The sequence below is a fragment of the Marinomonas vulgaris genome (assembly GCF_018145875.1).
Lineage (GTDB): Bacteria > Pseudomonadota > Gammaproteobacteria > Pseudomonadales > Marinomonadaceae > Marinomonas > Marinomonas vulgaris.
Window position 1 is genome coordinate 20,316 of the sequence record NZ_JAGSSV010000011.1, and the last position, 26,195, is coordinate 46,510.

Annotated in this window: 29 protein-coding genes; 22 read left to right on the forward strand and 7 right to left on the reverse strand. The window is 49.9% G+C overall.

The window, feature by feature from the left end; genetic code table 11:
* The 9 genes from J9B83_RS09960 (at position 1) to J9B83_RS10000 (ending at position 8,446) form a co-directional block, all read left to right on the forward strand.
* Entirely contained in the window at positions 1 to 1,065 is a 1,065-nt protein-coding gene (locus J9B83_RS09960) for a sn-glycerol-3-phosphate import ATP-binding protein UgpC (RefSeq protein ID WP_211536610.1), read from the forward strand.
* 44 nt (positions 1,066 to 1,109) lie between these two features.
* Complete coding sequence (locus tag J9B83_RS09965; protein WP_211536611.1) at positions 1,110 to 1,847, forward strand: glycerophosphoryl diester phosphodiesterase; 738 nt, start codon at positions 1,110 to 1,112, stop codon at positions 1,845 to 1,847.
* A gap of 9 nt (positions 1,848 to 1,856) precedes the next feature.
* Entirely contained in the window at positions 1,857 to 2,615 is a 759-nt protein-coding gene (locus J9B83_RS09970) for a DeoR/GlpR family DNA-binding transcription regulator (protein WP_211536612.1), read from the forward strand.
* Positions 2,616 to 2,622: 7 nt separating this feature from the next.
* Entirely contained in the window at positions 2,623 to 3,444 is an 822-nt protein-coding gene (locus tag J9B83_RS09975; protein ID WP_211536613.1) for an HAD-IIB family hydrolase, read from the forward strand.
* A gap of 80 nt (positions 3,445 to 3,524) precedes the next feature.
* On the forward strand, positions 3,525 to 4,715 hold the full coding sequence (locus J9B83_RS09980) for a GAK system CofD-like protein (protein ID WP_211536614.1): 1,191 nt from the start codon (positions 3,525 to 3,527) through the stop codon (positions 4,713 to 4,715).
* A gap of 123 nt (positions 4,716 to 4,838) precedes the next feature.
* Positions 4,839 to 5,858, forward strand: coding sequence for a response regulator (locus J9B83_RS09985; RefSeq protein ID WP_211536615.1), 1,020 nt, complete (start codon positions 4,839 to 4,841; stop codon positions 5,856 to 5,858).
* 4 nt (positions 5,859 to 5,862) lie between these two features.
* A complete protein-coding gene (locus J9B83_RS09990; protein WP_211536616.1) occupies positions 5,863 to 6,819 on the forward strand; it encodes a GGDEF domain-containing protein in 957 nt (318 codons plus the stop codon).
* A gap of 27 nt (positions 6,820 to 6,846) precedes the next feature.
* Positions 6,847 to 7,779: a DUF4394 domain-containing protein gene (locus J9B83_RS09995; protein WP_211536617.1), complete on the forward strand. Its 933-nt coding sequence runs from the start codon at positions 6,847 to 6,849 to the stop codon at positions 7,777 to 7,779.
* Complete coding sequence (locus J9B83_RS10000) at positions 7,769 to 8,446, forward strand: methylamine utilization protein (RefSeq protein WP_211536618.1); 678 nt, start codon at positions 7,769 to 7,771, stop codon at positions 8,444 to 8,446. The genes J9B83_RS09995 and J9B83_RS10000 overlap by 11 nt, the downstream gene beginning before the upstream one ends.
* A gap of 17 nt (positions 8,447 to 8,463) precedes the next feature.
* On the opposite strand, the gene J9B83_RS10005 is transcribed toward J9B83_RS10000, so the two are convergent.
* Positions 8,464 to 8,943 (reverse strand): ATP-dependent zinc protease family protein, encoded by a 480-nt coding sequence (locus tag J9B83_RS10005; RefSeq protein ID WP_211536619.1) that lies wholly within the window; start codon positions 8,941 to 8,943, stop codon positions 8,464 to 8,466.
* 197 nt (positions 8,944 to 9,140) lie between these two features.
* Between J9B83_RS10005 and J9B83_RS10010 the strand changes: the two genes are divergently transcribed.
* Positions 9,141 to 10,061 carry a D-hexose-6-phosphate mutarotase gene (locus tag J9B83_RS10010; RefSeq protein ID WP_211536620.1) on the forward strand — a complete coding sequence of 307 codons (921 nt, stop codon included), beginning with the start codon at positions 9,141 to 9,143 and terminating at the stop codon, positions 10,059 to 10,061.
* Between the two features lie 95 nt (positions 10,062 to 10,156).
* Here J9B83_RS10010 and J9B83_RS10015 read toward each other — a convergent pair whose 3' ends face one another.
* The gene (locus J9B83_RS10015; protein ID WP_211536621.1) at positions 10,157 to 10,933 is read right to left on the reverse strand and encodes an exodeoxyribonuclease III; all 777 of its coding nucleotides are present in this window, start codon (positions 10,931 to 10,933) and stop codon (positions 10,157 to 10,159) included.
* A 117-nt stretch (positions 10,934 to 11,050) separates the two neighbouring features.
* Here J9B83_RS10015 and pyrE point away from each other — a divergent pair, with 117 nt between their 5' ends.
* On the forward strand, positions 11,051 to 11,698 hold the full coding sequence (pyrE, locus tag J9B83_RS10020; protein WP_211536622.1) for an orotate phosphoribosyltransferase: 648 nt from the start codon (positions 11,051 to 11,053) through the stop codon (positions 11,696 to 11,698).
* Between the two features lie 57 nt (positions 11,699 to 11,755).
* Here pyrE and slmA read toward each other — a convergent pair whose 3' ends face one another.
* The 4 genes from slmA to coaBC form a co-directional block, all read right to left on the reverse strand.
* Positions 11,756 to 12,349, reverse strand: coding sequence for a nucleoid occlusion factor SlmA (gene slmA, locus J9B83_RS10025; RefSeq protein ID WP_211536623.1), 594 nt, complete (start codon positions 12,347 to 12,349; stop codon positions 11,756 to 11,758).
* 53 nt (positions 12,350 to 12,402) lie between these two features.
* Positions 12,403 to 13,311 (reverse strand): acetylglutamate kinase, encoded by a 909-nt coding sequence (gene argB, locus J9B83_RS10030; RefSeq protein WP_211536624.1) that lies wholly within the window; start codon positions 13,309 to 13,311, stop codon positions 12,403 to 12,405.
* Positions 13,312 to 13,632: 321 nt separating this feature from the next.
* Positions 13,633 to 14,091: a dUTP diphosphatase gene (dut, locus tag J9B83_RS10035; RefSeq protein WP_211536625.1), complete on the reverse strand. Its 459-nt coding sequence runs from the start codon at positions 14,089 to 14,091 to the stop codon at positions 13,633 to 13,635.
* Positions 14,092 to 14,140: 49 nt separating this feature from the next.
* Entirely contained in the window at positions 14,141 to 15,367 is a 1,227-nt protein-coding gene (coaBC, locus tag J9B83_RS10040) for a bifunctional phosphopantothenoylcysteine decarboxylase/phosphopantothenate--cysteine ligase CoaBC (RefSeq protein ID WP_211536626.1), read from the reverse strand.
* A gap of 130 nt (positions 15,368 to 15,497) precedes the next feature.
* On the opposite strand from coaBC, the gene radC reads away from it, so the two are divergent.
* From radC to cdd, 11 genes are all read left to right on the forward strand, one after another.
* On the forward strand, positions 15,498 to 16,172 hold the full coding sequence (radC, locus tag J9B83_RS10045) for a RadC family protein (protein WP_211536627.1): 675 nt from the start codon (positions 15,498 to 15,500) through the stop codon (positions 16,170 to 16,172).
* A 110-nt stretch (positions 16,173 to 16,282) separates the two neighbouring features.
* Positions 16,283 to 16,546: a ribbon-helix-helix protein, CopG family gene (locus J9B83_RS10050; RefSeq protein WP_211536628.1), complete on the forward strand. Its 264-nt coding sequence runs from the start codon at positions 16,283 to 16,285 to the stop codon at positions 16,544 to 16,546.
* A complete protein-coding gene (locus J9B83_RS10055; protein ID WP_211536629.1) occupies positions 16,531 to 16,821 on the forward strand; it encodes a type II toxin-antitoxin system RelE/ParE family toxin in 291 nt (96 codons plus the stop codon). The genes J9B83_RS10050 and J9B83_RS10055 overlap by 16 nt, the downstream gene beginning before the upstream one ends.
* A gap of 208 nt (positions 16,822 to 17,029) precedes the next feature.
* Complete coding sequence (rpmB, locus tag J9B83_RS10060; protein WP_072838851.1) at positions 17,030 to 17,266, forward strand: 50S ribosomal protein L28; 237 nt, start codon at positions 17,030 to 17,032, stop codon at positions 17,264 to 17,266.
* 11 nt (positions 17,267 to 17,277) lie between these two features.
* On the forward strand, positions 17,278 to 17,448 hold the full coding sequence (gene rpmG, locus J9B83_RS10065) for a 50S ribosomal protein L33 (protein ID WP_011978459.1): 171 nt from the start codon (positions 17,278 to 17,280) through the stop codon (positions 17,446 to 17,448).
* A 118-nt stretch (positions 17,449 to 17,566) separates the two neighbouring features.
* Positions 17,567 to 18,385, forward strand: coding sequence for a bifunctional DNA-formamidopyrimidine glycosylase/DNA-(apurinic or apyrimidinic site) lyase (gene mutM / locus J9B83_RS10070; RefSeq protein WP_211536630.1), 819 nt, complete (start codon positions 17,567 to 17,569; stop codon positions 18,383 to 18,385).
* 220 nt (positions 18,386 to 18,605) lie between these two features.
* Positions 18,606 to 19,595: a BMP family lipoprotein gene (locus tag J9B83_RS10075; RefSeq protein ID WP_211536631.1), complete on the forward strand. Its 990-nt coding sequence runs from the start codon at positions 18,606 to 18,608 to the stop codon at positions 19,593 to 19,595.
* 92 nt (positions 19,596 to 19,687) lie between these two features.
* Positions 19,688 to 21,262, forward strand: a complete 1,575-nt coding sequence (locus J9B83_RS10080; protein WP_211536632.1) for an ABC transporter ATP-binding protein — start codon at positions 19,688 to 19,690, stop codon at positions 21,260 to 21,262.
* Entirely contained in the window at positions 21,259 to 22,356 is a 1,098-nt protein-coding gene (locus J9B83_RS10085) for an ABC transporter permease (protein ID WP_211536633.1), read from the forward strand. The genes J9B83_RS10080 and J9B83_RS10085 overlap by 4 nt, the downstream gene beginning before the upstream one ends.
* A gap of 9 nt (positions 22,357 to 22,365) precedes the next feature.
* The gene (locus J9B83_RS10090) at positions 22,366 to 23,334 is read left to right on the forward strand and encodes an ABC transporter permease (protein WP_211536634.1); all 969 of its coding nucleotides are present in this window, start codon (positions 22,366 to 22,368) and stop codon (positions 23,332 to 23,334) included.
* Position 23,335: 1 nt separating this feature from the next.
* Complete coding sequence (gene cdd, locus J9B83_RS10095; RefSeq protein WP_211536635.1) at positions 23,336 to 23,740, forward strand: cytidine deaminase; 405 nt, start codon at positions 23,336 to 23,338, stop codon at positions 23,738 to 23,740.
* Between the two features lie 39 nt (positions 23,741 to 23,779).
* On the opposite strand, the gene J9B83_RS10100 is transcribed toward cdd, so the two are convergent.
* Complete coding sequence (locus tag J9B83_RS10100; protein WP_211536636.1) at positions 23,780 to 26,185, reverse strand: bifunctional acetate--CoA ligase family protein/GNAT family N-acetyltransferase; 2,406 nt, start codon at positions 26,183 to 26,185, stop codon at positions 23,780 to 23,782.
* Between the last annotated feature and the right edge of the window lie 10 nt (positions 26,186 to 26,195).

Below are 26,195 nucleotides of genomic sequence, written 5' to 3' on the forward strand. Positions count from 1 at the left end.
ATGACAGACGTGATTTTAGAAAAAGTAGGCAAAACCTACCCCAATGGCTATCACGCGATTCCGAGTGTGGATTTGTCCATCGAAGAAGGCGAATTCATCGTGCTGGTGGGTCCATCGGGTTGTGGTAAGTCGACCTTATTGCGCATGGTGGCGGGTTTAGAAAGTATTTCCACCGGCGAATTGCGCATTCGTGGCGAACGCATGAACGACAAAGAACCCGCTGAGCGCGACATCGCCATGGTGTTTCAAAACTACGCCTTGTACCCACACATGACGGTGTACAACAACATGGCCTACGGCTTGAAAAACCGTGGTGTGCCCAAGGATAAGATCGAAGAAAAAGTCACCGATGTAGCGCAGATGCTGGGCTTGACCGAGCTGTTACTGCGCCGGCCGGGGCAACTGTCGGGTGGTCAACGTCAACGGGTGGCCATGGGGCGCGCCATGGTGCGTGACCCGAAAGTCTTCTTGTTCGATGAACCCTTGTCCAACCTAGACGCCAAGTTACGCGTACAGATGCGGGTAGAAATTCGCCAGCTACAACGCAAGCTCGCCACCACCACCTTGTACGTCACCCATGACCAAGTGGAAGCCATGACGCTGGCCGATCGTTTGGTGGTATTAAACAAGGGCAAGGCCGAACAAATCGGTACGCCGATGGAACTGTACAACACGCCCGCGACGCCTTTTGTCGCGGCGTTTATTGGCTCGCCCTCGATGAACTTGATCGAGGCTACTCTCGGCGATAAGGGCATCGAACTGCCCGATGGTTTGATTTTGCCAATGGAGGTATCACACGCGCACCGCGGTGCCATCGTGTGGGGGATTCGTCCCGAGCATTTAGTGGTGGTCAGCGAGCAAGAAGCGGATTTCGCTTTGAATGTTCAAGCGGTAGAATCGTTAGGCGCTGAAACCTTGATTCATGGTGTAGTAGGCCGCGAGCCTATGGTGGTGCGATTGTCTGGGCCGCATTTGCCCGAGATCAACAGCACCTTGTGGCTTAGCGCCCCGAAACAACATTGGCATCTTTTTGATGCCAATACTCAGCAACGATTGTCATTGTAACTGTCATTGTGAATTAAATAGCGGCAAACCGAGTGAGAAAAAAGATGGAATTAAACACAAAAGTAATGGGTCATCGTGGCGCGGCGTTATTGGCACCGGAAAACACCTTGGCGTCGATTCGTGCGGCTGTGAGTGCTGGCGCGACCTGGGTGGAAATCGATGTGTATTTAATCGCCGAGGGCGGATTGGTTATTTTTCATGACGACCAGCTAGACCGCTGCACCAATGGCTCGGGCGTGACTCGAGAAGCACGACCCACTGACATCGCTGCATTAGACGCCGGCTCGCACTTTTCGGCCGACTTTGCGGGCGAAAAAGTTCCTACCTTGTTGGAAGCCCTAGAATGCATTCAGTCGTTGGGTTTGGGACTGAATTTAGAAATCAAACACGACACCGCCGACGTGGACACCATAGTGCCTGCGGTCATGGCCATGTTGCGCGACCATTGGCAAGACAACAACAAATTGATGATTTCCAGCTTTAATCTCGCGGCCTTGCAGCTGTGTTACGACATTGGCGATCAGCGTCATTTGGCGCCCTTGTACGAGTTCGTCCCCGAAGATTGGGCGGAACAGCTGGCCAGTATCAAGGCCTACAGCTTGAATTGCGATTATCTGAATTTGACTCAAGATCAGGCACAAGCCATAAAAGCCGCTGGCTATAAGTTGTTGTGTTATACCGCCAACGACCCAGATGCCGTAGCGGAGTATTGGGCATGGGGCATGGACGCGGTGATTACCGACGATCCGACGCGTTTTGCTTTTTTGTCGAATCAACAGTAAGGACGATGTGTGGGATTAAGCGAGCGACAAAACCAGATTTTAAACTGGGTGCAACAAGAAGACGCCTTGCTGGTGGAAGACATGGTGGCGCGCTTTGGCGTGTCGTCGCAAACGATTCGTAAAGACGTGAACTTGCTGGCCGAACGGCATTTGATTCGTCGGACTCATGGCGGCATTGCACCGGTGTCGAGTACGGAGAATTTGCCCTTTGACCATCGACAGTTTTTGAACAGCGACGCCAAAGCCAAGATCGCTGAGCAGGTCGCCAAGCTGATTCCCGATGGCGCTTCGGTGTTTTTGGGTATTGGCACCACGGTGGAATACGTCGCCAAGGCGTTGGTTTCCCATCACAATCTACAGGTGTTCACCAATAATCTCACCGTGGCGAGTATTTTTGGCCAGTATTCAGGCGTGCGTGTGCGAGTGTTGGCGGGCAAATTGCGCCATCAGCATTATGATTTGGTGGGTGAAGACACCCTAGCGGGTTTGCGTCAGTATTACTTTGATTACGGTGTGTTGGGCTGCGGTGGCATGGACGAGACGCAGGGTATTTTGGATTTCGACCCCGAAGAAGCCGCCGTCAGTCGTGTGCTGGTGGAGCAAAGTCGCCACAGCCTCTTGGTGGTGGATCGCCACAAATGGGGGCGTAAAGCCATGGCGCGAGTCACGCCGTTTGCGTCGATCGATTGGTTATTTAGCGATGCACTCACTGACGACCAAGCCCATTTACTCACCGCTCAGGGTGTTCACATTCAACTTTGTTCTTAGGACCATCATGTCGACAACAGATAGTACAGCCTTGCCGCTGACCGCGTTAGCTCCTTATCATTGCCAAGGGTTGCGTTTTATTTTAACGGACTTCGACGACACTCTTACCTGGGAAGGGCGGCTGCCGGTGGAAACTTTACAAGCCTTGGCGGCATTGAGTGCGAATGGCATTAAAGTGATCCCCGTCACCGGCGGTTGTGCGGGCTGGTCGGACATGATCGCTCGCTCTTTGCCCGTTGAAGGGGTAATTACCGAAGGTGGCGCCTGTTTTATTGGCAAGACCCCAGAGCAGCACCTCGAATATCGTTTTTGGCGCGATGAAGCACAGATGCGCGCGGAGCAAGCGAGTTTGTTGGAGCAGGTTCAGTCGGTGCTGCCGATGTTTCCCCGTTTGCGTTTGGCGCGGGATCAGTCCTATCGCTTAACCGACGTGGCGATTGATTACGCCCAAGATGTAAAACCCGCCGCCAACAAAGAAAAGGACGCTTGTCTGGCGGCCTTAATCAAGCGTGGGTTAAATGCCAAAGCCAGTTCGATTCACATCAATGTGTGTTCCCCAGGCTACGATAAATACGCCATGGCACAACGAGTGCTGCGCGACGAATACGGACTGAGTGACGCCGAACAAGCCGAGCAGGTGTTATATGTGGGAGACGCGCCGAACGACGAAAGCATGTTTGCGCGTTTTCCATTAAGCGTCGGCGTGGCCAACATCGCTCAGCATTTGTCATTCATGCGCCACAAGCCCAATTATCAAACCACGGAGCCTGGTGGTTTGGGGTTTGCCGAACTGGCGCATTGGGTATTATCTAAGCGGGCTTTTGCTTAGAATATGAATCACGATAACTGAGACAGTGACTATTGAAACAGTGCTATTGAAATAGCAATAGCCAAACAACGAGGACAAGTATGACAGCTTCTTTGCGCATCTGGCGTCGGATGACCATGCCAGACCCAGTACGAGTCCATCGTTATCAGAGTTTGCCGGAGCAAGGGCCAAAGGTGCTGTTTTTCAGTGGCGGTTCGGCGCTTAACAAAATCAGTCGAGTTTTTAAGCAATACTCCCATCATTCGGTTCATTTGGTGACGCCGTTCGACTCGGGCGGCAGTTCGGCACGTTTGCGGGCTGAGTTTGATATTCCTGCGGTGGGGGATTTGCGTAGCCGTTTGATGGCCTTGGCGGATGAAACTGTTATGGGCCAGCCAGAAGTGTACGACTTGTTCACCCATCGCTTGGCGCAAGATGCCGAGCCGCAGGTGTTAAAAGATCAGCTACAGCAGTTGGTGGTTGGAGAGCACCCTTTAATCAGCCAAATCCCCAACCCAATGAAAGCCCTGATTCAAACGCAATTGGGGGTGACGCAAACCCGTATCCACGATGAATTCGATTTACGTGGCGCCAGTATCGGCAACTTGATTATGGCCGGTGGTTACTTGAACAACCAGCAACAGCTTGATCCGATTGTGTTTTTGTTTTCACGCTTGATTAAAGCGCTGGGTGAGGTGAAAACCACCCTAGACGCCAGCTTGCACCTTGGGGTGGAACTAGACAGCGGTGAAATCGTACTCGGCCAGCATCGTATTACGGGCAAAGAAACCTGTGATTTGCCAAGCCCGATTAAGCGCATGTGGCTCAACCAAGGGTTGCGCAAGGTGAACCCAACCAATCGTCACATCGCCGACGACCGACAAGACGCCATCGAAAGCGCGGATTTGATTTGTTACCCACCAGGCAGTTTCTACAGCAGCTTATTGGCGAACCTATTGCCAGAAGGGGTAGGGCAAGCTATTTGTGCGAATCCCAACCCGAAAGTCTATTTACCCAACTTGGGGGTCGACCCTGAGCAGTTTGGTTTGTCACTGATGGAGCGCATTCGCCGTTTGATTATGACGGTGATGGCCGACGTGAAGACCACCCCAGTGCAAGGCGCGTCGGCGCTAGATTATGTTTTGTTAGATGATTCCTACGACTACGGTGAGCTGGACGAAATCGCCTTGGCTGAGTTGAACGTTACGCTTGTAAAAACCACCTTGATTACCGATAACGCCCACAAATACGATGAAAAATGTGTGGTGCAGGCTTTGTTGTCGTTTGTCTAGCAAGATCGGCGAGTTTCACTGCGTTTTATCAGGATTGTTGCAAATAAAGTCGCGGTAATATTAGAAAGCTTATCTCAAGTATCATAGTATGGACGTTATGCGCTTATAAAAAAGAGATGGGTAATGAGTACACGAGTACTAATTTGTGATGATTCTAAAATTGCACGCAAGCAATTAGCGAGAGTGCTACCAACGGACTGGTCGGTGGAGGTGGAATTTGCCGAACACGGCCAAGAAGCCTTAGACATTCTTTCTGCCACGCCGTTTGATATCTTGTTTTTAGACTTAAATATGCCGGTCAAAGACGGCTACGAAACCCTTGAAGCACTGCAAAGCTGTGAGGTTTCACCGGCGGTTATTGTGGTGTCGGGTGACGTGCAGTCGCAAGCCATTCAGCGGGTCAAAGACCTGGGAGCGATGGCCTTTCATAAAAAACCGGCATCAGCCGATGATCTGCGTAAGCTATTAGTCTCGTTGGGTCTGTTTACGCCAAGTAAAGAGGCTGCGCCATCTGGTGTCACCTCGAACGCGTTAACCGCAGCCGAGCAGTTCACTCTTAACGAATACCTGCAAGAAGTGGCCAACGTGGCCATGGGGCGGGCTGCTAGTGTGCTGGCCAACATGCTTAATGTGTTTGTTAAGTTGCCTGTGCCCAAGGTTAACGTATTAGAAGTGGGCGAATTGCAAATGGCGTTGGATTACAGTGTCAAAGAAGACAGCTGTTCGGCGGTGTCGCAGGGCTTTGTTGGCTCGGGTGTGGCGTTTGAAACCCTGCTGATCTTCAGTGATTCCAGTTTCCCTGACATGGCAAAATTGCTTAATGTGTCTGAAGCCATCGATCGAGTAGTGGAAGTTGAGTTGCTGATGGACGTGTCGTCTGTGCTGGTGGGGCCTTATATTGATGCCTTTGGCAAACAATTGAACATCGATTTTAGCCACAGTCACCCGGTTTTGATCGCTCAGCACGCTAAGGTGTCTGATTTGGTGAACGCAAAAAAAGCTAAGTGGAAGCGTACCTTGGCGGTGGAAATTGTCTACGAAGTAGAAAATTACCGTATTAATTGCGACCTCATGATGTTGTTTACCGAAGATTCAGTGCCTGTATTAGAAAATCTATTGTCCTATTTGGTTGAGGAAGAATAAAGCAATGAGCAGTACCGCAGAAGACATGATGGAACTGCACTGGCTATTCGATATGCTCCAGCATATTGATGTGGGCTTGGTCGTTTTAAATGAAAAATACGAAATCAAACTGTGGAACAGCTTTATGGAAAACCACAGTGGCATGAGTTCTTCTATCGCCAAAGAGCGTTCTTTGTTCGAGGTGTTTCCTAGTATCAACAGCGAATGGCTACAGCGAAAACTTGATAATGTGATCGCGTTGCGAACGCCGATTTTTGTGTCTTGGGAGCAGCGTCCGCATTTGTTTCCGTTCAAAAGCTATCGCCCGATCACTGGCATCGCCGATAAAATGTACCAAAATATTGCTTTGCGCCCCATTACTAACGCCGATGGCTCGGTTAAGTATGTGTGCATGGTGGTGTACGATGTGACCGACGTGGCGGTCAGTAAAGAGTCTTTATCGAGCGCCAATCGTAAGCTAGATCGACTCAGTAAAACCGATCCGCTAACGCAACTGCAAAACCGCGGCAGCTTAGATAAAACCATGGGCAGTGCGTTTCACTCCTTTCAAATCGATCACGGTTCCTATAGTTTGGTGATGGGCGATATCGACTTTTTCAAGAAAATTAACGATCAACACGGCCATCCAGTAGGCGATTTAGTATTGAAAAACGTGTCTAAATTGATTGCGTCGAGTATTCGTTCATCGGATTTTGTCGGTCGTTATGGGGGGGAAGAGTTTGTGATTCTACTGCCCAATACGGATGCAGACAGCGCCCTATTTTTCAGTGAGGTTTTACGTCGTAAAGTGGCCGACGCGAAGATTGCCACTGGGAATACTGAGATCTCTGTCACCATGAGTTTTGGTGTGTCGCAATTGAAACGAACAGATCATTCGGTATCGGACTGGCTCAATCGTGCAGACGGTGCTTTATACAAAGCGAAAGCGGAGGGTCGAAATCAATCGATTCTAGCTCGTTAAAACGTAATCCACCGAAAGGAGCAAATTATGCGTAAAGCCAGTGCTATCTTGTTATCTTTGCCTATCTTGACCAGCGTCTTGATGGGGTGTGCACACTCAGACAGGGCGATCGACCCTGTTGTGTCCATTCCTCATTTAGCGCCAGACGCTGTGTTGCCTGAAACCTTGTTTGCGCTTTTTTCAGACAACACATTACTCAAATTCAATGCTGCTCACCCAGATGTTCCACTTGCTAAGGTTTCTCTAGTGGGACTGAACCCTGATGAGTCGCTGTTGGGTATCGATTACCGCGTGGCTTATGGCGTCTTGTACAGCGTGTCTAATACCGGTCAGGTGTACACCATAAACACCGACTCTGGCCAGCTCACTGCCATTGGCGAGCCATCCCAAGGCGTAGCGATTGATGGCGAACGCTACGGTGTGGATTTTAACCCCGCAGCGGATCGTATTCGTCTGGTGACGGATGCGGGCACCAATATGCGAATGCACCCAGAAACCGGTCTTTTTGTTGACAATAACGCCGACGAAAGTGGTGTGCAGCTTGATGGCGCTTTGCAATACAGCTCGGGCGATGTGGCGTATGGTAAAGCGCCTCACCTGAGAGCCGCGGCGTACACCTACAACACGACCAACAGCAAGTTAACCACCAATTTTGCTATTGATGCCGTGCAAGGCACCTTAGTCACCCAAGGTAGCCGCGAAACCGACACGAATCCTGTGTCGCCCAATACCGGTCAACTTTACACGGTCGGTGCATTAGCAACTGGCCCTGTGAGCGATGCCCATTTTGATATTGCCGACGTGACCAATGCTGCTTATGTGGCCTTGGCCATGCCAGGCGATAAAAACTATACTTTTTATCAAATTAACTTAGACAACGCGGCTTTGTTGACGATCGGAGCATTAAACAATGCCGAGCTAGGAAGTGACACGCTAGTGGGGATTGCCATTGAACCTTAATCCAAAGCGTTTTCTTTCCGCGGCCTTGCTGGGCTGTTCGGCGTTGTTGGCGAGCGTGTTCATGTCATCCGCATGGAGCGCCACCTTAACGTTAGACGTGGCGTCAAGCGAAGGCGAGGTGCTGGATTACGCCGCCGTTTACCTTGAGCCTCTGTCGTTCGACGTAACGCCCTATGACGACACGCAACCGCCGGTTGTGATTGCGCAAAAAGGACAGGTCTTTTTGCCTGCGATTACGGTGTTGCAAACGGGTACTCGGGTCGAGTTTCCGAATTTGGACACAGTGCGACATCATGTGTATTCGTTTTCAGAGGCGAAAACCTTCGATATCAAGCTGTACCTAGGGCGCGCGCCATCGAGTGAATCTTTCGACAAGCCTGGCTTGGTGACACTGGGCTGCAACATTCACGATGCCATGATTGCGTGGGTAGTGGTGGTTGATACGCCGTATTTCGTTTTGACCGACGTGACAGGCAAAGCGACCTTAGAGGTGCCTGATGGCGAATATCGTGTCAAGGTTTGGGATAGACGCCAAGTGAACGCACAGAACGACGGACAAGTACTAACGGTGTCTGGCAATCAGGCCTTGGCCTTGTCTACGGACATTCTCGATTTCGACCCCTACACAGATTTATCCGCCGATTCTATGCAGCACGTACACCATTAAGAGTAAGCGCAGAGCGCTTACTCAGCAGCATAAAGCTCAAGCAGAGTGTTTTTATCCTGATCGCCCATAAGGCACATGCCTTGTGGATCGATCAGCACACGTCCCATCATGGCTTCGCGACCTAATAACATGCGATAGCCCATGGTATCGCGGTTGGTCAATGTGACTTCCACGTCCCATGTTATTCCCCCAAGTGTCAGTGGTACACGTATCACCGGACGACTTTCTTTGTCACCGCTTGAGCTTTTAATCACACGTTGATCCACCAGAGCCGCTTCGCAATGCACGGTAACCTTGCGATTTTTTTGCAGTGGATGTACATCAAAACGCACCCAGTGCGCTCCGTCACGATCAAAGCGTTCAATATTAATGGCGTGTATCGACGAGGTTTTGGCGCCTGAATCCACACGGGCCTTGATTGCAGGAAGGCCAAGCGTCAAAAAAGCGCACCATTCGTCGCTGCCTATAATACATTTTGAGTCGTTCTGTGGCGTCATGTTGATAACCTGATCGGTGGCATTATTTATGCTGTTTATGGAGCCTGTTTATAACGTAAAAGCCCGATCAGGTTAAGTCTTTATTGAACTGAATCGATGGTTTATATGAGGTTAAATCGTCAGTATAAACACAGACTATTGTAATCGTATTCTCTAAGGTTAATATGGGCGTACAAAATACGCTAATGGAGTGATAAATGGACGGCCGACTGATACAAGAGTTGGAAGTGCTAGGTGGTGAAATCCGCCCGGCAAGCTTGAAAAAATGCGATGAAATCATCATTGATCAGCCCGGATTTCGCGCCGTGATTGCGCTCTGGGGTGGGCATCTAGAAAGCTTTATTCCTACTGGTCAAGAGGACCTTTTATTTCAATCCAACAACGAAGGCGGCGAAGGTCGCTTTGGTCGTCGTCATTTTGGGGTGCCTGTTTGCTGGCCTTGGTTTGGCGCTAATGAGACACAGAGCGATTTTCCGGCCCATGGATTAGCGCGTTATTTCCGCTGGGAGTTTATTGAAGCGGGTCGCTTTAAAAATGGCGATGTGAAAATTGTGATTCGCCTCGCGTCGGAAGATCATCCCTTGATCGAAGAAATGTGGCCATTTGCGTTTGAACTTCGTCAGGTGTTTCGTTTTTCCAGTAAAGGTTTCAGAGTGAACTTTTCAGCCGCGAATTTATCCGACAAACCCATGCCGATCAGCGAAGCTTTACACACCTACTTTCATGTATCCGACAATCAAACCGCCGAAGTGCATGGCCTAGACGGCGTAACCTACGTGAATAAATTCGATGAAGGTCGCCAAGCCGAACAAAGCGGCATGGTGTCACCCTGCGACACCCTAGATCGTGTGTATTTGTCGGCACCCGAGCAGTGTGAAATTCACGATCCAGGTTTGCAACGTAAGCTGGTTATAGTGACCGAAGGCAGCCAGAGTACCGTGTTGTGGAATCCGGGTAAGAAACTCGCTGAGCAGCGTACCGACATGGAAGACGACGATTACCGTCACTTTGTGTGTGTGGAAGCCGCCAACGCCCTAAACAATACTTATGACATTCCCGCTGGTGGTATTCACCAACTAAAAATGAAAGTGAAGCACAAGCCATTGTCGGAAGAATAAACGAACATCTTGCTGCTTAGCCAATTGGACTACAAATATAACGCCCAATGAAAGGTCATTGGGCGTTTTTTAGGTTTGTCTGTCGAGTATTACGCTTAATCTATGTTGTATTCCATGATCAAGGGCGCATGGTCTGAAAAACGCTGGCCCTTATAAATGGTGCCACCTTGAATCAGATTCTTGATACCAGGTGTGGCGATCTGATAATCCAACCGACCCCCTTCATCCAGCTTCCAAGCTCGTTCATAATCCGGCCACCAAGTGTATTGCTTGTCCTGTTTATTGACCTGACGAAACGCATCTATGTATTCAAGCTCGTTGAAAATCTCGTTGATCCATTTGCGTTCTTCAGGCAAAAACCCCGAGTTTCTTTGATTCACAAACCAACTGCTGACATCAATAGGCGAACGCGCCACATTGGCCGTACCACAAAAGATAAACTCGCGGCGCTTGCGGCGGGTTTTGATTAAGTGGTTTTTAAAGCCTTCCATAAAGCGATATTTATGCTCTTGTAAGGCTTCTTCATGGTTTGAACCGTGGGGTGTTAGAAAAGCACCAATGCTGACTTTGTCGAAATCCGCTTGGATAAAGCGTCCTTCGAAGTCACATTCAGGAAAGCCCATGCCGGTCATAATCGCCTTCGGCATGGTTTTACTGTAAATAGCCACGCCTGCTTGTTCAGGGTTTTCCATAGAGTCAAAAAAGTAAGTATTGTACCCAGGTGGGAAAAATACGCTGTCGGTGAGTGTCCGTTCGTCGGCTTGTATGTCTTGTAGACACACTACATCTGGGTCCTGACGAACCATCCATTCAAAAAAGCCGCGATCTGCTGCTTGTCTTATACCGTTTACATTAAGGCTGATGACCTTCATTTCTGGTCCCTATCGTTCCTAGCCGTGTGTTATATTAGCGCCTATCCAATGTTGGCATGGCTGTGCTCGTTCTTGGCAGCGCTGTGTTGTGTATTATTTTATCTTTCTGGAGTCGGCATGAAACCTTACCAAAGAGACTTTATCGAATTCGCCATCGAACAAAACGTATTGCGATTCGGCGAATTTACGCTTAAATCTGGTCGCGTAAGCCCTTATTTTTTCAATGCTGGCTTGTTCAGTTCTGGCCAAGCCTTGGCAAAATTAGGACGCTTTTACGCGACCTCATTAATGGACGCTAACGTGCCATTTGATGTTTTGTTTGGCCCAGCCTACAAGGGCATTCCGTTGGCGACAACCACTGCTGTGGCGTTGTACGACCAACATCAAGTAGACACACCATACGTTTTCAACCGCAAAGAAGCAAAAACTCACGGCGAAGGCGGCTCTTTAGTGGGCGCGCCTTTGGCTGGCAAGGTCATGATCATTGACGATGTCATCACCGCTGGCACCGCCATTCGTGAAGTCATGACCATCATCCAGCAAGCCAACGCTACCCCAGCTGGGGTCTTGATCGCACTAGATCGCCAAGAGCGTGGTCAAGGCGAGTTGTCTGCCATTCAAGAAGTCGAACGCGACTTTGGCATGCCAGTGATCAGTATCGTGTCACTTAATGACATTATGACCTACCTAGAAGAGCAAGACTCTCCAGAGTTCGCTCAGCACCTAAGCGCCGTTAAAGCGTATCGTCTTCAGTACGGTATCTAACGCCGTTGGCATCGTTTTAAAGCTTATCCGTTAAGGTGTAAAGTCAGACTTTATGCTTTAACGGTTGAGCATCAAACCTTGAGCCAACACGCTCCATTGTTCCTGCCAAATGTCCATGGGCTTCACTTTAAAGCCGCTGCGCACATAATGGCGAATTTTCCCTTCGATCACCGCAATCAGAAAATTGGCGCAAGGCGTTACGCCCATAGCAGGGCGCAAACCTTGTTTCAAATCGGCTTCGCGGATCACTTGCTTTAACTGGGTTTCAATACGATCGAACACTTGCGTAATGCGCACGCGCAAACGCTCCGTTTCTCCCGCCAACGCGTCGGCGGTGAGCAAGCGGCACAGACCTGGGTTTTGCTCAGCAAAACCCAATACCAAGGTGATGATCATCTCGATCCGCGCTAACACATTACTTTCTTCTTGCACGATGCGATTGATACGAGAAAATAAGCTTTCTTCAATAAACTCGATCAAGCCTTCGAACATCTTGGCTTTACTGGGAAAATGGCGATACAAGGCCGCTTCCGAAACACCCACCTGCTTCGCCAGAGCCGCCGTGGTAATGCGTGCTCCGGGGCTGCTTTCTAGCATGTGAGCCAGGGCTTGCAATATTTCGGTACGGCGGTCGTTCTTTTTATTGCTCATTGTCGATTCCAGTCTCCAGTGTGTCGAAAGCGGCTCGTATTAACACGACGGCCTTATTCTGCCGTCTTGGTGTTCGATATTAGCGTACCCACGCCTGTGTCGGTGAAGATCTCCAACAGGGTGGCGTGAGGCACACGACCATCAATAATGTGGGCGCTGGTGACGCCAGAATTTACCGCCGACAAGGCACAACTGATTTTTGGCAGCATGCCGCCGTAAATGGTACCATCGGCGATTAAGGCGTCTACTTGTGCTGTGCTTAAGCCGGTTAATACTTTGCCTTGCTTGTCTTGCACGCCAGAAATATTGGTTAATAACATGAGTTTTTCTGCGCCGACTGCTTCTGCCACTTTGCCCGCCACAAGATCGGCATTGATATTGTAAGAATTACCCTGATCGTCCACCCCGATCGGTGCAATAACGGGGATCATGTCGCTGCTTTCGAAAAACTTCAAAAAGCCGGTATCCACGCTGGCCACTTCACCAACATGACCAATATCAACCTGTTCCGGCGCCGACATGCCTTCTGCTTGGTGTTTCACAAAGAGTTTTTTCGCTTTAATAAAACGGCTGTCTTTGCCCGTGATGCCAATGGCTTTACCGCCGGCTTCACAGATCAAATTTACGATTTCCTTGTTTACCTGACCACCCAGTACCATTTCCACCACGTCCATAGTCGCTGTGTCTGTCACGCGCATGCCGTTGATGAATTTGGATTCGATGTTCAGTTTTGTCAACATGTCACCAATTTGAGGCCCACCACCGTGAACGACAATCGGGTTAATGCCTATGGCTTTCATCAAAACGATGTCTCGTGCGAACCCAGCTTGCAAAGCTTCGTCTGTCATGGCATTGCCGCCGTATTTAATAACCAGCGTTTTACCGGCAAAGCGTTGAATATAAGGAAGTGATTCACTTAATACTTTTGCCACGTCTAGCGCAGATTCACGAGAAAAAGCCACGACTTATGTACTCCTTTAAACCAAAAAAATGAGGTGCTTATCAAAAACATACAAACCTGAAAGAGATTCGTATCTGTTTAGGGTGCAATAGTGGGGCTGCAGTGACAAAACCTTGGCAACCAAGGCTGAAAACGAGTGTAAGCAACCACTTAGGGTAGAAATAATAGCGTGATCTCAAGGGATACACTATAGAAAATTGTATGAAAATTACGAAGAATACGCAGATGAATGGTCGTTTTATTTGTGCAGCAAACGATCGGTGAAGGAATCGAGTAACAAAGAAAAAAAGGGTGAAATTAACTCACCCTTTTCGTGTGAATATTACTTAGTGCCCGTATGACCAAAACCGCCAGCGCCGCGTTCGGTGCTTTCAAATTCTGTCACAATGTTGAATTCCGCTTGTACCACAGGCAACAAAACCAACTGGGCAACTCGCTCACCAGGCTCAATGGTAAAGTGCGTATTGCCACGATTCCAACAAGACACCATCAATTCGCCTTGGTAATCCGAGTCGATCAAGCCCACTAAATTACCCAACACAATGCCGTGTTTATGGCCTAAACCAGAACGCGGCAAAATCGTCGCCGCTAGGTTTGGGTCTTGTATATAAATAGACAAACCGGTTGGCAACAGAGTGGTTTCACCAGGGGCTAACTCAATAGCTTGATCCAAACAGGCGCGTAAATCCAACCCAGCCGAGCCTTCGGTGGCGTAGGTGGGAAGGGGGATGTCTTTGCCGATTTTATCGCTCAGAATTTTCAACTGAATAGGGTGTTTCATGGGTTCTTCTCTCTGGGTGCGTAGGTGAATTGTAGGTAGCTGAATAATGTCAAAACTTGGCTGATATTGAGTACTGAACAATGGCCTCAACCAACTGAACCGCTAGCTCACTTTTGGCGGCTTTGTCCGGTGACCAGATTGTGTCTTTAGTGATGACGGTGACTTGGTTGCTATCATGATTAAAACCAATGTCGGTGCGAGATACGTCGTTAGCAATGATGATGTCGAGGCCTTTGCGTTCGAGTTTGCTTTTGGCGTATTCGATAACGTGTTGTGTCTCGGCGGCAAAGCCAACCATAATCTTAGCGCGTTTTTGCTGAGCCAACGTGGCGATAATATCGGGGTTTTTCACCAAGGTTAGGGTGATCTCATCGGCGTCAGACTGCTTTTTCATTTTCTGATCGCAAGCGGTTTTCATTTTAAAGTCGGCCACCGCCGCGGCACCAATAAACACATCGGCTTGTTTTGTCATGGCTTGTTCGCAGGTCGACAGCATGTCGTCGGCGCTTTTTACCGACACAAGCTCAACACCGTGGGGCGCAACGAGTTGCACCTGCCCACTGACAAGAGTAACGCGAGCACCGCGCTTTAGCGCCGCTTCGGCCAAAGCGTAGCCCATTTTCCCAGAGCTGTGATTGCTGATGTAACGCACTGGATCGATGGCTTCCATGGTCGGCCCCGCAGTGATCACCCAATGTTGCCCAAGCAAGTCTTGTTCAATTATAGAAGACTGAAAATACGATTGAATCGTCGCAAAAATGTCGGCAGGCTCACTCATTCGCCCTGTGCCCACATCGCCACAGGCTTGTGCGCCGTCAGCGGGGCCAATGTTCAATACGCCACGCTCTTTTAACAAAGTCGCATTGGCCTGAGTAGCAGGGTGTTTCCACATAGCCTGATTCATCGCTGGCGCCATCAGCACGGGTGATTCGGTAGCAAGGCAAAGCGTGGACAATAAATCGTTTGCCATGCCTTGGGCGTAGCGCGCCATAAAATCCGCCGAGGCGGGGGCGATGACGATCAAATCAGCCCATTTCGCCAGCTCGATATGCCCCATGCCCGCTTCGGCATTCACGTCTAATAAAGTGCTGCGAACAGGATGACCAGAAACCGCCTGCAAGGTCATTTCGGTCACGAAGGCTTTTGCACCGTCGGTCAACACTACCTGAACGTCCGCGCCGGCCTTAGTTAATAGCCGAACCAGCTCAATGCTTTTATAAGCCGCAATGCCGCCGGTGATGCCTAATAAAATGCGCTTTTGAGCGAGATCTAACATAAAAAACTTCTCAATTGGGTCTGTGATGGCTATGGTTAGCAGCAGGCAGGACGCCTTTCGTTTAATTCTTGTGTTCATGTTTTGATTTATTTCAATGAACGCAAGATTATCATGGATCAAGGAGCAGATCATGGGGATTAATCATTGGCCGGAACAAGACCGGCCGCGTGAAAAACTAATACACAAGGGCGCTGGTACACTGAGCGATTCGGAGCTACTGGCGATCTTTCTTCGCACCGGCACCCGAGGCATCAGCGCCGTTGAACTAGCTCGGCAAATCTTGGCGGAATTTGGTGGCTTGCGAGCGCTTTTATCCGCCAGTCGAGAAGACTTTTGCAAAAGTTTCGGCCTTGGTGATGCCAAATACACCCAACTGCAAGCGGTGCTGGAAATGTCCAAGCGCCATCTTCAGGAACACCTAGTACGTGAAACTGTTTTTACCAGCGCCGAGCAGGTTCGAAGTTATTTATCGTCACAACTTCGGCACGCCCAACGGGAAGTCTTCGCGGTGCTGTTTCTCGATTCCCAGCATCGCCTTATTCGTTATCAAGAACTGTTTTACGGCACCATAGACGCCGCCGCGGTTTACCCCAGAGAAGTGGTCAAATCGGCCTTGCAACACAACGCCGCGGCGTTAATTTTAGCGCACAACCACCCCAGCGGCATTGCCGAACCCAGTCAAGCGGACATTAATATCACCGACAAAATCAAAAAAGCCCTCGACCTCGTCGACGTGCGCCTGCTCGATCATTTTGTCGTTGGCGACGGTGACCCTGTGTCATTAGCTGAGCGGGGCTTGGTTTAAATGAAACGAGTGTATATTCTGCGTGGCGACATTTGTTGCGAGAATGGTCGGGATGACGAGCACTGTGCTATTCTTTCGTTATGCTGTACAACAAATAAACAGGTGGTCTTATGTTAGGGGTTCGATTGGACAAGCAGCTTGAAAGTCGCCTAACGGCTTTAGCAGCTAAAACACAGCGTTCTAAAAGCGTGTTGGCGAAAGAAGCCTTAACGCGCTACATCGAGGAAGAAGAAGCCAAGCAGCGTGAAAATCAGCTGGCTGAGTCGCGTTGGGAGGAATATCAAACATCAGGAGACACTGTGGACAATCAAACCATGGTGACTTGGATGGAGTCTTGGGGGACAGAGCAGGAAAAGCCATGTCCTGTGAAATAGTTTGGTTACCAAGTGCATCGAGAGATGTGTTTCGGCTTCGAGACTTCATTAAAGAGAACAACCCGATTGCTGCGCAGCGTGCAGCAAAACGGATTATTCATGGTGTGAATGTACTGCAAAACAACCCCGAAGCGGGTGTTCTTGTTGCAGATACTGATGGCTTTAGAGATTTGATGCTGCCTTTTGGCTCAGGTGAATACATTATTCGATATCGGCTGAACAGCAAAGGTCACGTTGTTATCGTACGAGTACGACACAGCAAAGAGGCGAACTAATCTCTGTGAAGTCAGTCGCCTTTGGAATCAGCCTCCATTCTAAATTGATCATTTTTTAACAAAAGAATTGCTCAAAGGGTAGGCTTATGGGATTATACGCGCCGCTATATCCTCGGTACGGGATTTTTTTGATTCATAAGGAATCATGCTCCGCCTGAGGAAGTGAAACACTTCCAATAATCTTCTGGATAGCAAAAGGTATTTAATTATGTCTCGCGTATGTCAAGTTACTGGGAAACGCCCTGTTACAGGTAATAACGTTTCTCACTCAAAACGCCGTACTAAGCGTCGTTTTCTTCCAAACCTTCATTGGCACCGTTTTTGGGTCGAAGGTGAAAATCGCTACATCCGTTTACGTGTATCTTCTAAAGGTATGCGTATTATCGATAAAAAGGGCATCGAAACAGTTCTTGTTGAAATGCGCGCTAACGGCGAAAAAGTATAAGGATCTGAATCATGGCTTCTAAAGGCGCTCGCGATTTAATTCGCATGGTATCTTCTGCTGGTACTGGTCACTTTTACACAACTGACAAGAACAAGCGAAATACTCCTGACAAACTTGAAATGAAAAAGTTTGATCCAGTCGTACGTAAGCACGTTATGTACAAAGAAGCGAAAATTAAATAATTTTCGACTCTTGTCAAAAGGAACCGACTCATTGAGTCGGTTTTTTTGTATCTAGTAAAAGCCAATCGTTTGTTTGCTCAGTATGATGTAAATCTGTTTAACCAGTATTGAGGTGCGCATGCCAGAATTACCCGAAGTGGAAACCACCCTGCGTGGCATAGAACCCAAGCTCATTGGTCGCTCGTTGGCCCGTGTTGATATTCGCCAGCCTAAGCTACGTTGGCCGATTACCCCCGAGTTGAGCACCGAGATGATCGGCGAAGCGATTACCCATTTGTCGCGCCGTGGTAAATACATTGGTGTGCACACCGCAAAGGGTACCTTGATTGTGCATCTGGGTATGTCGGGCAGTTTGTATTTTGTACCGGTGAATACACCGCCCATGTTTCACGATCATGTGGATTTCTGCTTTGCCGACGACGATGTGTGGCTCAGATACACAGACCCAAGGCGTTTTGGGGCGATTTTATGGACAAACGACGATTGGAACGAACATGAGTTGATCAGGAACCTTGGCCCTGAGCCCTTGTCCGAGGCTTTTAATGTAGATCAGTTATACGCTCGCGCCAAAGGGCGAAAAGTGCCAATCAAAACCTTTATTATGGACAGCAAGGTCGTGGTCGGTGTGGGCAATATTTACGCCAACGAAGCCTTGTTTCAAGCGGGCATTCGCCCTGATCGGTTAGCGGGGAAAATCAGTAAGGCGCGTTTGGCGCGACTTGTTGAATGCATCAAAGTGGTGCTGGCGGCTGCGATTAAACAGGGCGGCACCACCTTAAAAGACTTTGTTGGTGGTGACGGCAAGCCAGGTTACTTCAAACAAGAGCTGGCTGTGTATGGTCGAGCAGGCCAGCCCTGCGTCACCTGTAAAGCGCCTTTGACAGAAATTCGCCAAGCACAACGTAGTACTGTATTCTGTCGCCATTGCCAATCTTGACCAACTGTTTAGAATTAGGCATAAGAATTGCTGCTTGCCTTCATCCAAGGGCTAACGCGCGCTAATACGTGTAAGAATGTGGCGTAAAATGTGCAGATTACATTGCGATGTGGCTTTAATGGGTTTATTTTTGACCAGTTAGGCAGAGTTCATCGTTGCTTAGGTTAAATGCTCAGAGTAAATACAAAACAAGATTACTTATTATAAAAGAGGAATTGGAATGAAAGCTGTTTTTCTTGCGTCCATCACAGCCTTGGCTGTTTCATCCAGCTTGGCACAAGCGGCTGATCCTGCCGTGGTATACGATCAGGCGGGTAAATTTGATAAGTCCTTCAATGAAGGCGTTTTCAACGGTGTTAAGCAATACACGGCAGAAACCGGTATTCAGGTTCGTGAATTTGAACCGAAAAACGAAGCCCAGGTTGAGCAAGGCTTACGTCGTCTAGCAAAACGCGGTTATTCTCCTATCGTTACCGTGGGGTTCAACATGACCTCAGCGGTGGAAAAAGTAGCGAAAGATTTTCCTAACATCAATTTCACGCTTATTGACGGTGTGATTGAACTGCCAAACGTGCAATCTGTGGTGTTTAAAGAGCACGAAGGCTCCTTTATCGTTGGTGCCTTGGCGGCCATGGCGTCTAAAACCGACACAGTCGGCTTTGTTGGCGGTATGGATATTCCTTTGGTACGTAAATTCGGTTGTGGCTATGAGCAAGGCGTGAAATACACCACGTCCAATGCCACCGTATTGCAAAACATGACTGGCTCTACCGGCGCGGCGTTTAACGACCCAACTAAGGGCTCAGAATTGGCAAAAAGCCAGTTTTCTAAAGGCGCAGACGTCGTCTTCGCAGCCGCAGGCGGAACCGGTATCGGTGTCTACCAAGCCGCGAAAGACGAAGGTAAATTCGCCATCGGCGTAGACTCTAACCAAAACCATATCCAACCAGGCACCATGCTGACTTCTATGGTGAAGCGTGTTGACCAAGCGGCTTACAAAACCTACAAAGACGCGGCAGCAGGCACTTGGAAACCCGGTCTAGTGGTCTTGGGCTTAGCCGAAGGCGGTGTAGATTGGGCGCAAGATGAAAACAACGCTAGCCTTATTAGCGCCGATATGAAAGCGAAAATCAGCGACATCCGTGCGAAGATCATCAGTGGTGAGATTCAAGTGCACGACTACATGTCAGATAACACATGTAACTACTAACGTATTGAAAGAAACAGTTGTCGGCCTCGTGCTGGCAGCTGTTTTTTTTGCTTTAGTGCGTTCCATTATAAGCAGATAAAATGACTTGATATATGACGAATAAAACCATGCCATACGCAATCGAATTGCGAGACATCAGCAAACGTTTTGGTGCCGTACAGGCCAATAAAGACATTTGCTTACAAGTAGCCGCTGGCACCATTCACGGTATTATTGGTGAAAATGGTGCGGGCAAATCCACTCTGATGAGCATCATATATGGCTTTTACGAAGCTGATAGTGGGCACATCGAAGTAGACGGCCAGCGTGTGCAGATCCGCAGTTCAGAAGACGCGATTCAAGCCGGCATCGGTATGGTGCATCAGCACTTTATGTTGGTGGAAACCTTCACCGTGCTGGAAAACGTCATGTTGGGCGCCGAAGGCGGTGCGTTATTAAAACAAGGCATAGACGCCGCACGAATCGAATTGCAACGCTTGGCAGAAGAATACAGCCTCGACATCGACGTAGACGCCATTGTGGAAGAATTACCGGTCGGCTTGCAGCAGCGAGTCGAGATATTAAAAGCCCTGTACCGTGGCGCGCGGATCTTAATCCTCGACGAACCCACAGGTGTGCTCACTCCCCAAGAAGCGGACCATTTATTCCGCATTTTAAAAGCCCTAAAAGAACAGGGCGTGACCGTATTATTGATCACTCACAAACTGCGTGAAATCATGGCGTCTACCGACAATGTGTCGGTGATGCGCCAAGGGGAAATGGTCGCTCACCGCGAAACGGCTCACACCAGCAAAGAAGAATTAGCGGAGCTGATGGTCGGTAAAAAAGTCCGTCTTACCGTTAACAAAGACGAAGCCAAACCAAGCCAAGTATTGCTCTCAGCCAAGCATGTATCGCAATTCGACAGCCAAGGGGTGAAGCGCCTAAAAGACGTTAGTTTAGAACTGCGCGCTGGAGAAATCCTCGGCATTGCTGGCGTATCTGGCAATGGCCAAAGTGAACTGCTCAACGTGCTGTCTGGTATCACGACAATGGATGAAGGCGAGATCGAATTCGCCGGTGAAACCATCAGTGCAAAAACACCGAAAAACGCCGCTCAAATGCGCGATTTGAAAATGGCCCACGTACCAGAAGATCGCCACAAAATGGGCTTGGTGACGGGCTTTGAAGCGTACGAAGCCGCGGTACTGGGCTATCACAATTCCGCCGCTTATAACGGCAAAATCCTGATGAACCGCCAAGCCATGCTCGACGAATGCAAAACGCGCATGGCCGCATGGGACGTGCGTCCGCCCAATCCGCACCTGAAAACCGCGAATTTTTCCGGCGGTAATCAACAAAAAATTGTTATTGCACGGGAAGTAGAACAAAACCCCGATGTCTTGTTGATTGGCCAACCAACTCGCGGTGTGGACATTGGTGCGATCGAAAACATACATGAACAAATCGTAAAATTACGCGATTCCGGCAAAGCCATTTTGCTGGTGTCGGTAGAATTGGATGAAATTATGGCGTTAAGTGACCGCATTCTAGTGATGTTTGACGGGGCAGTGGTGGGTCAACTCGACGCGAAAGATGCCGACGAGCGTACCCTAGGTTTGATGATGGCAAACGCCTTCACCGATCCAGACAGTGAGCAAAGCAACGAAAAAGGAGCCGCGGTATGAGTCAGGCAAAAGTACCGGCGTGGGTCAATGTTGCCCTGATTCCGATTTTAAACATCTTGCTGGCGTTTTTGGTGTCTGGCTTGGTGATCCTTGCCATCGGCGAAAACCCTATTGAAGCCGCGGGCTACCTGATTTACGGCGCTTTTGGTTACGATGAAGGCATTGGCTACACCTTGTATTACGCCACCAACTTGATCTTCACGGGGCTGGCGGTGTCGGTTGCCTTTAAGGGCGGCTTGTTTAACATCGGCGGCGAAGGCCAAGCGTATATTGGTGGCTTGGGCGTGGGCTTAATTTGTTTGTCCCTCGATCACACCATGCCATTTTACGTGATTGCGCCCTTGGCGATCATAGGCGCGGCGGTGTTTGGTGCCGCTTGGGGTTACATTCCCGCGTATTTACAAGCTCGTCGTGGCAGTCACATTGTTATTACCACCATCATGTTCAACTTTATTGCCTCGTCCTTGATGGTTTACCTGATCGTCAATTGGTTAAAAGAAGACGGCCGCATGGCACCGAACAGCCGAACCTTTGAAGAAAACGCTTGGCTGCCGTATTTGCACGAACTCTTATCCCCATTGGGCATTGATATCGGCGATTCGCCACTGAACTTGGCGTTCATCTGGGCACTCTTGTGCTGTGTGTTTGTCTGGGGCTTGGTGTGGCACACCCGCTGGGGTTACCAGCTTCGTACTTTGGGCACCAACCCAACGGCGGCCCGTTACGCCGGTATCGACACGGCAAAAGTCACCATCTGGGCCATGCTCATTTCTGGTGGTTTAGCGGGGTTTGTGGGCTTAAACGAGATCATGGGCGTGAACCACAACTTGCTGCTGAACTTCACCGCAGGTTACGGCTTTGCCGGAATTGCCGTGGCGCTGATGGGACGAAATAGCCCGATTGGTATTATTCTGGCAGCGATTTTGTTTGGTGCTTTGTACCAAGGCGGCGCTGAGCTGGCGTTTGAAATTCCAACCATCACACCGGAAATTGTCGTGGTGATTCAAGGTTTGGTTATCTTGTTCTCTGGTGCGCTTGAACATATGTTTAAAGATCGTATCGAAGGCTTTTTTATTCGCAGAGCGGTCGCGTAGGGGAAAAATATGTTTGAAACATTGGTACTCATGTTAGACGCGACCATGCGTGTGTCTACGCCGTTGATTTTAGCGGCCTTGGCGGGTTTGTACTCAGAACGTGCGGGCATTGTGGACATCGGCTTGGAAGGCAAAATATTGGGCAGCGCTTTTGCCGCCGCGGCGGCCGCGGCGGTGTTTGGTTCCGCGTGGATCGGCCTAGTGTTCGGCATTCTGGCGTCGGTGTCCTTGGCGATGATTCACGGCTTTGCTTGTATTACCCACCGGGGCGATCACATCGTCTCGGGCGTGGCGATCAACACCATAGTGGCGGGCTTAACGGTGACCTTGTCGATGCATTGGTTCGGCATGGGCGGACAAACGCCTGCGTTATCGGGCGATGCGCGCTTCTTAGAAATTACCTTCCCATTCGCCGACGCTTTGCGCGATGTACCGGTTCTGGGGCTGATTTATTCCGACTTATTGAGCGGCCATAATATCTTGGTGTATCTGGCTTTCTTAATGGTGCCAGTGACCTACTGGGTTATCTACAAAACGCGCTTCGGTCTGCGCCTTCGTGCGGTGGGTGAAAACCCTCATGCGGTGGACACAGCGGGGATCTCTGTGGCTTTTATTCGTTACCGCGCCTTGATCGTGTGTGGCATCTTATGTGGCTTAGCGGGGGCATATTTGTCCACCGCGCACAACGCGGGCTTCTTAAAAGACATGAGCGCGGGTAAGGGCTACATGGCCTTGGCGGCCTTGATCTTTGGTAAATGGCGTCCTGTGCCTGTGTTGTTCGCCTGCTTGTTGTTTGGCTTCCTAGACGCTGTTGCGATTCGCATGCAGGGTGTGGTGATTCCAGGCATTGGTGAAGTACCAGTGCAAGCGATCGAAGTCTTACCATACGTGCTAACTGTTTTACTGTTGGCGGGCTTTATCGGCAAAGCGGTTGGGCCAAAAGCCATTGGCCGACCCTATGTGAAAGAGCGAGCTTGATATGACCAATAAAGTATTGCTTACTTTTGCCAATGCCGCGATGAATAAGGCCTATGTGCCTTATTCCCGCTTTCAAGTGGGCGCGGCGATTGAAACCAGCTCCGGTGAAATCTACTCCGGTTGTAACGTGGAAAACGCCGCCTATCCAGAAGGCACTTGCGCCGAGGCGGGGGCCATCGCCGCCATGGTGCTCGGCGGCGACACGCAAATCAAACACATTTATGTGATGGGAAAGGGTGAGAATCTCGTCACTCCCTGTGGTGGCTGTCGCCAAAAAATTCGTGAGTTTTCCAGCCTCGATACCCAGATTCACATCTGTGACGAAAACGGCGTACGCAAAACCCTCACCATGGAAGAACTATTGCCGTTTTCTTTTGGGCCAGAAAACCTCTCACCTGAAAACTAAGTGCCTGAAACTAAGTGCCTGAAACTGAGTGTTTGAGACTTAGTTTCTTGAGCATTTCTCCAATAGCGAAGGCGTGAGTTTGATGGTGGCGATGACTTGGCCGAAGTCGTCTTCGTCCCGTTTGATACTAAAACCTAGGTGTTTGCAGAAGTCGATCATATGTTTGTTTTCTGCCAGCACCACGCCTTTCATCACCTTGATGCCTTTGTCGGCAGCGACCAAAAACAGTTGTCGCATTAGGTAAGAAGCCAAGCCCATGCCTTGGTATTCGTCCCCCAGTACTACCGCAAATTCACAGCTTTGATCATCGAAGTTATCCACATAGCGCGCGGTGCCGATCAGCAGGTTTTCATCGTCTTTGTTGATAATCGCCAGTAGTGCCATTTCTCGATCGTAATCAATGTGCGACATGCTCGATAACATGCGCGGGGTTAATTCTTCGATGTTAGAAATAAAGCGAAAGTAGCGCGTTTCGTGGGACATGCTGCGGACAAAATCCGCCAGAATACCCGAATCTCTCGGTAAAACAGGTCTAACGGTGGCGATATCGCCGTTTTTTAACGGACGCTCCGATACCCACTGGCGCGGGTAAGGGTGAATCGCTAAATGTTCATAGCGACGCCAATTCTTGCACGAACGCAATTGTGCAGTAACATCGGCATACACACTGCCGCTGTCGTGAATTCGCACGTCGGCCAGCTCTAAATTCTCGATTTCTGGCAATTCGCACACCATTGTGGATAAGTTGCGCAGCAGACTTTCTAGCTCAAACGACTCTTCTCCCGGAAACGCCCGCTGAATCAAATCTTTTGCCAAAATAGTGTTCAGGGGCGGCAGAGCCACGGCTTCTACTTGCTTGTGTTGTTGTGCCCCTTCTAATGACAAACCAATAGCGGGGCCAAATACCGCATCTTGAAACACCCGCAAATGAATCGGCGCGAACAACTGATGGGACGCCTGACGACGAGTGATAATACGAATTTGAAACAGCTCGAAAATGTCCCGTAAAGCGTCGATTTGTGGTGTTTTTTGGCCGTCTTTATACAGTTGTGCCAAGGTATTAGTGGCTTCGGATACGTCGATTTTAAAGCGAAAGGCGTGGCTGTCAGGGGACTGCTTCGCCAGCAATTGATTGCGCTGAAACCGAACTAAAAACTGAAAGCCCTCGATGGCGGTTTCTGGTGTTCGCGAGGTCGGAATACCCGCTTCGTTGATGCGAGTGCGCATGTTGGTCATGTTGTCACCGCCGAGCAAACACACCATAACGAGTTTTTTCTGGGTACGATGCAGCTTGGTGATCAAGTTATACAAGGAGCCAATGTCGATCAATGCCGTCGGGCTGAGCGTCAACAAGACGGCGCCACATTCTGGGCTGCTCAGGGCATCCGCCGCTAAGTCAATAAACAAATCCGTCGCGCAACTTGCCCACACGGTGGTTACTGGCCCGATGCCACCACGGCCAGCCATAGTCGCTTCGAGTTTGTCGCGCAGCTCGCCTTCTGGGTTGAGCAAGTCGATGTTCAGTTCCATAGCCCGTTGTGCGGCCAATTCCCCCGGCCCTGCGCCGTTGCCTATGATCAGTAAGGAACCGTCTTTGACGCGGCGGGCGTTGGTCATTACCGACGCCGCGGCGATTAGGTCGTTCAGGCGTCGGCCACGTACGGCGCCCGTTCGACTGAGTGCCGCGTCGAGCACCCGTTCGTCGGCGCCAATAGCGTGTTCTGTGACCACGGCAACGGGTTTGCTGCGGCCTGTGGCGCGTAAACTGCTGAGGAAACGGGTGGGTTTGCCGATCTTTTGCAGATACATCAAGATGGCTTGGCTGTCGAAATCGTTGGACAAATAATCCAGCACTTGTGAGGGCATCACATCGACCGGGCTGCCCATGGACACCACCTGAGAAAAGCCGATGCCTTGCCACGTGGCCCAATCGACCAAGGCGCTGGCCACGGTGCCCGATTGTGACATGAGCGCCAATCGTCCGGGTAACGGCTGAGCTAACCCCAGCCACGCAAACACCCCTTGTTTCGGCCGACACACCCCAAAGCTGTTGGGGCCAAGCAAGCGCACATTGTGCTGGCGTAAAAGCGCTATCAAGGTGTCTTGCGGCTCGCCCGTCCAAGACAGCATCAACAAAGAGCCAATCCCCGCGGCACCGCAATCTCGGATAATGTCTTCCATGCTGCGCTCAGAATGCGTGCCAACCAGCACGGCTAAATCTGGGCTTTTGGGCAAATCGGCAAGGCGCGCTACCTTACAAAACCCTTCTACGGATAAGCTCTCAGACGACGCAGGAACCACCCCCGCGATGAACATAGGGCAAGGCTTTTTGGCGTGTGACAAAGACGCCAGCAACGCCAGCATAAGAGGGTCATGGGCATCGTCGCCGGTCAGCACCACCAAAGATTTGGGGGCGAGTAGAGATTGCAAGGCATGTTGACTCACTGGGCTGCTC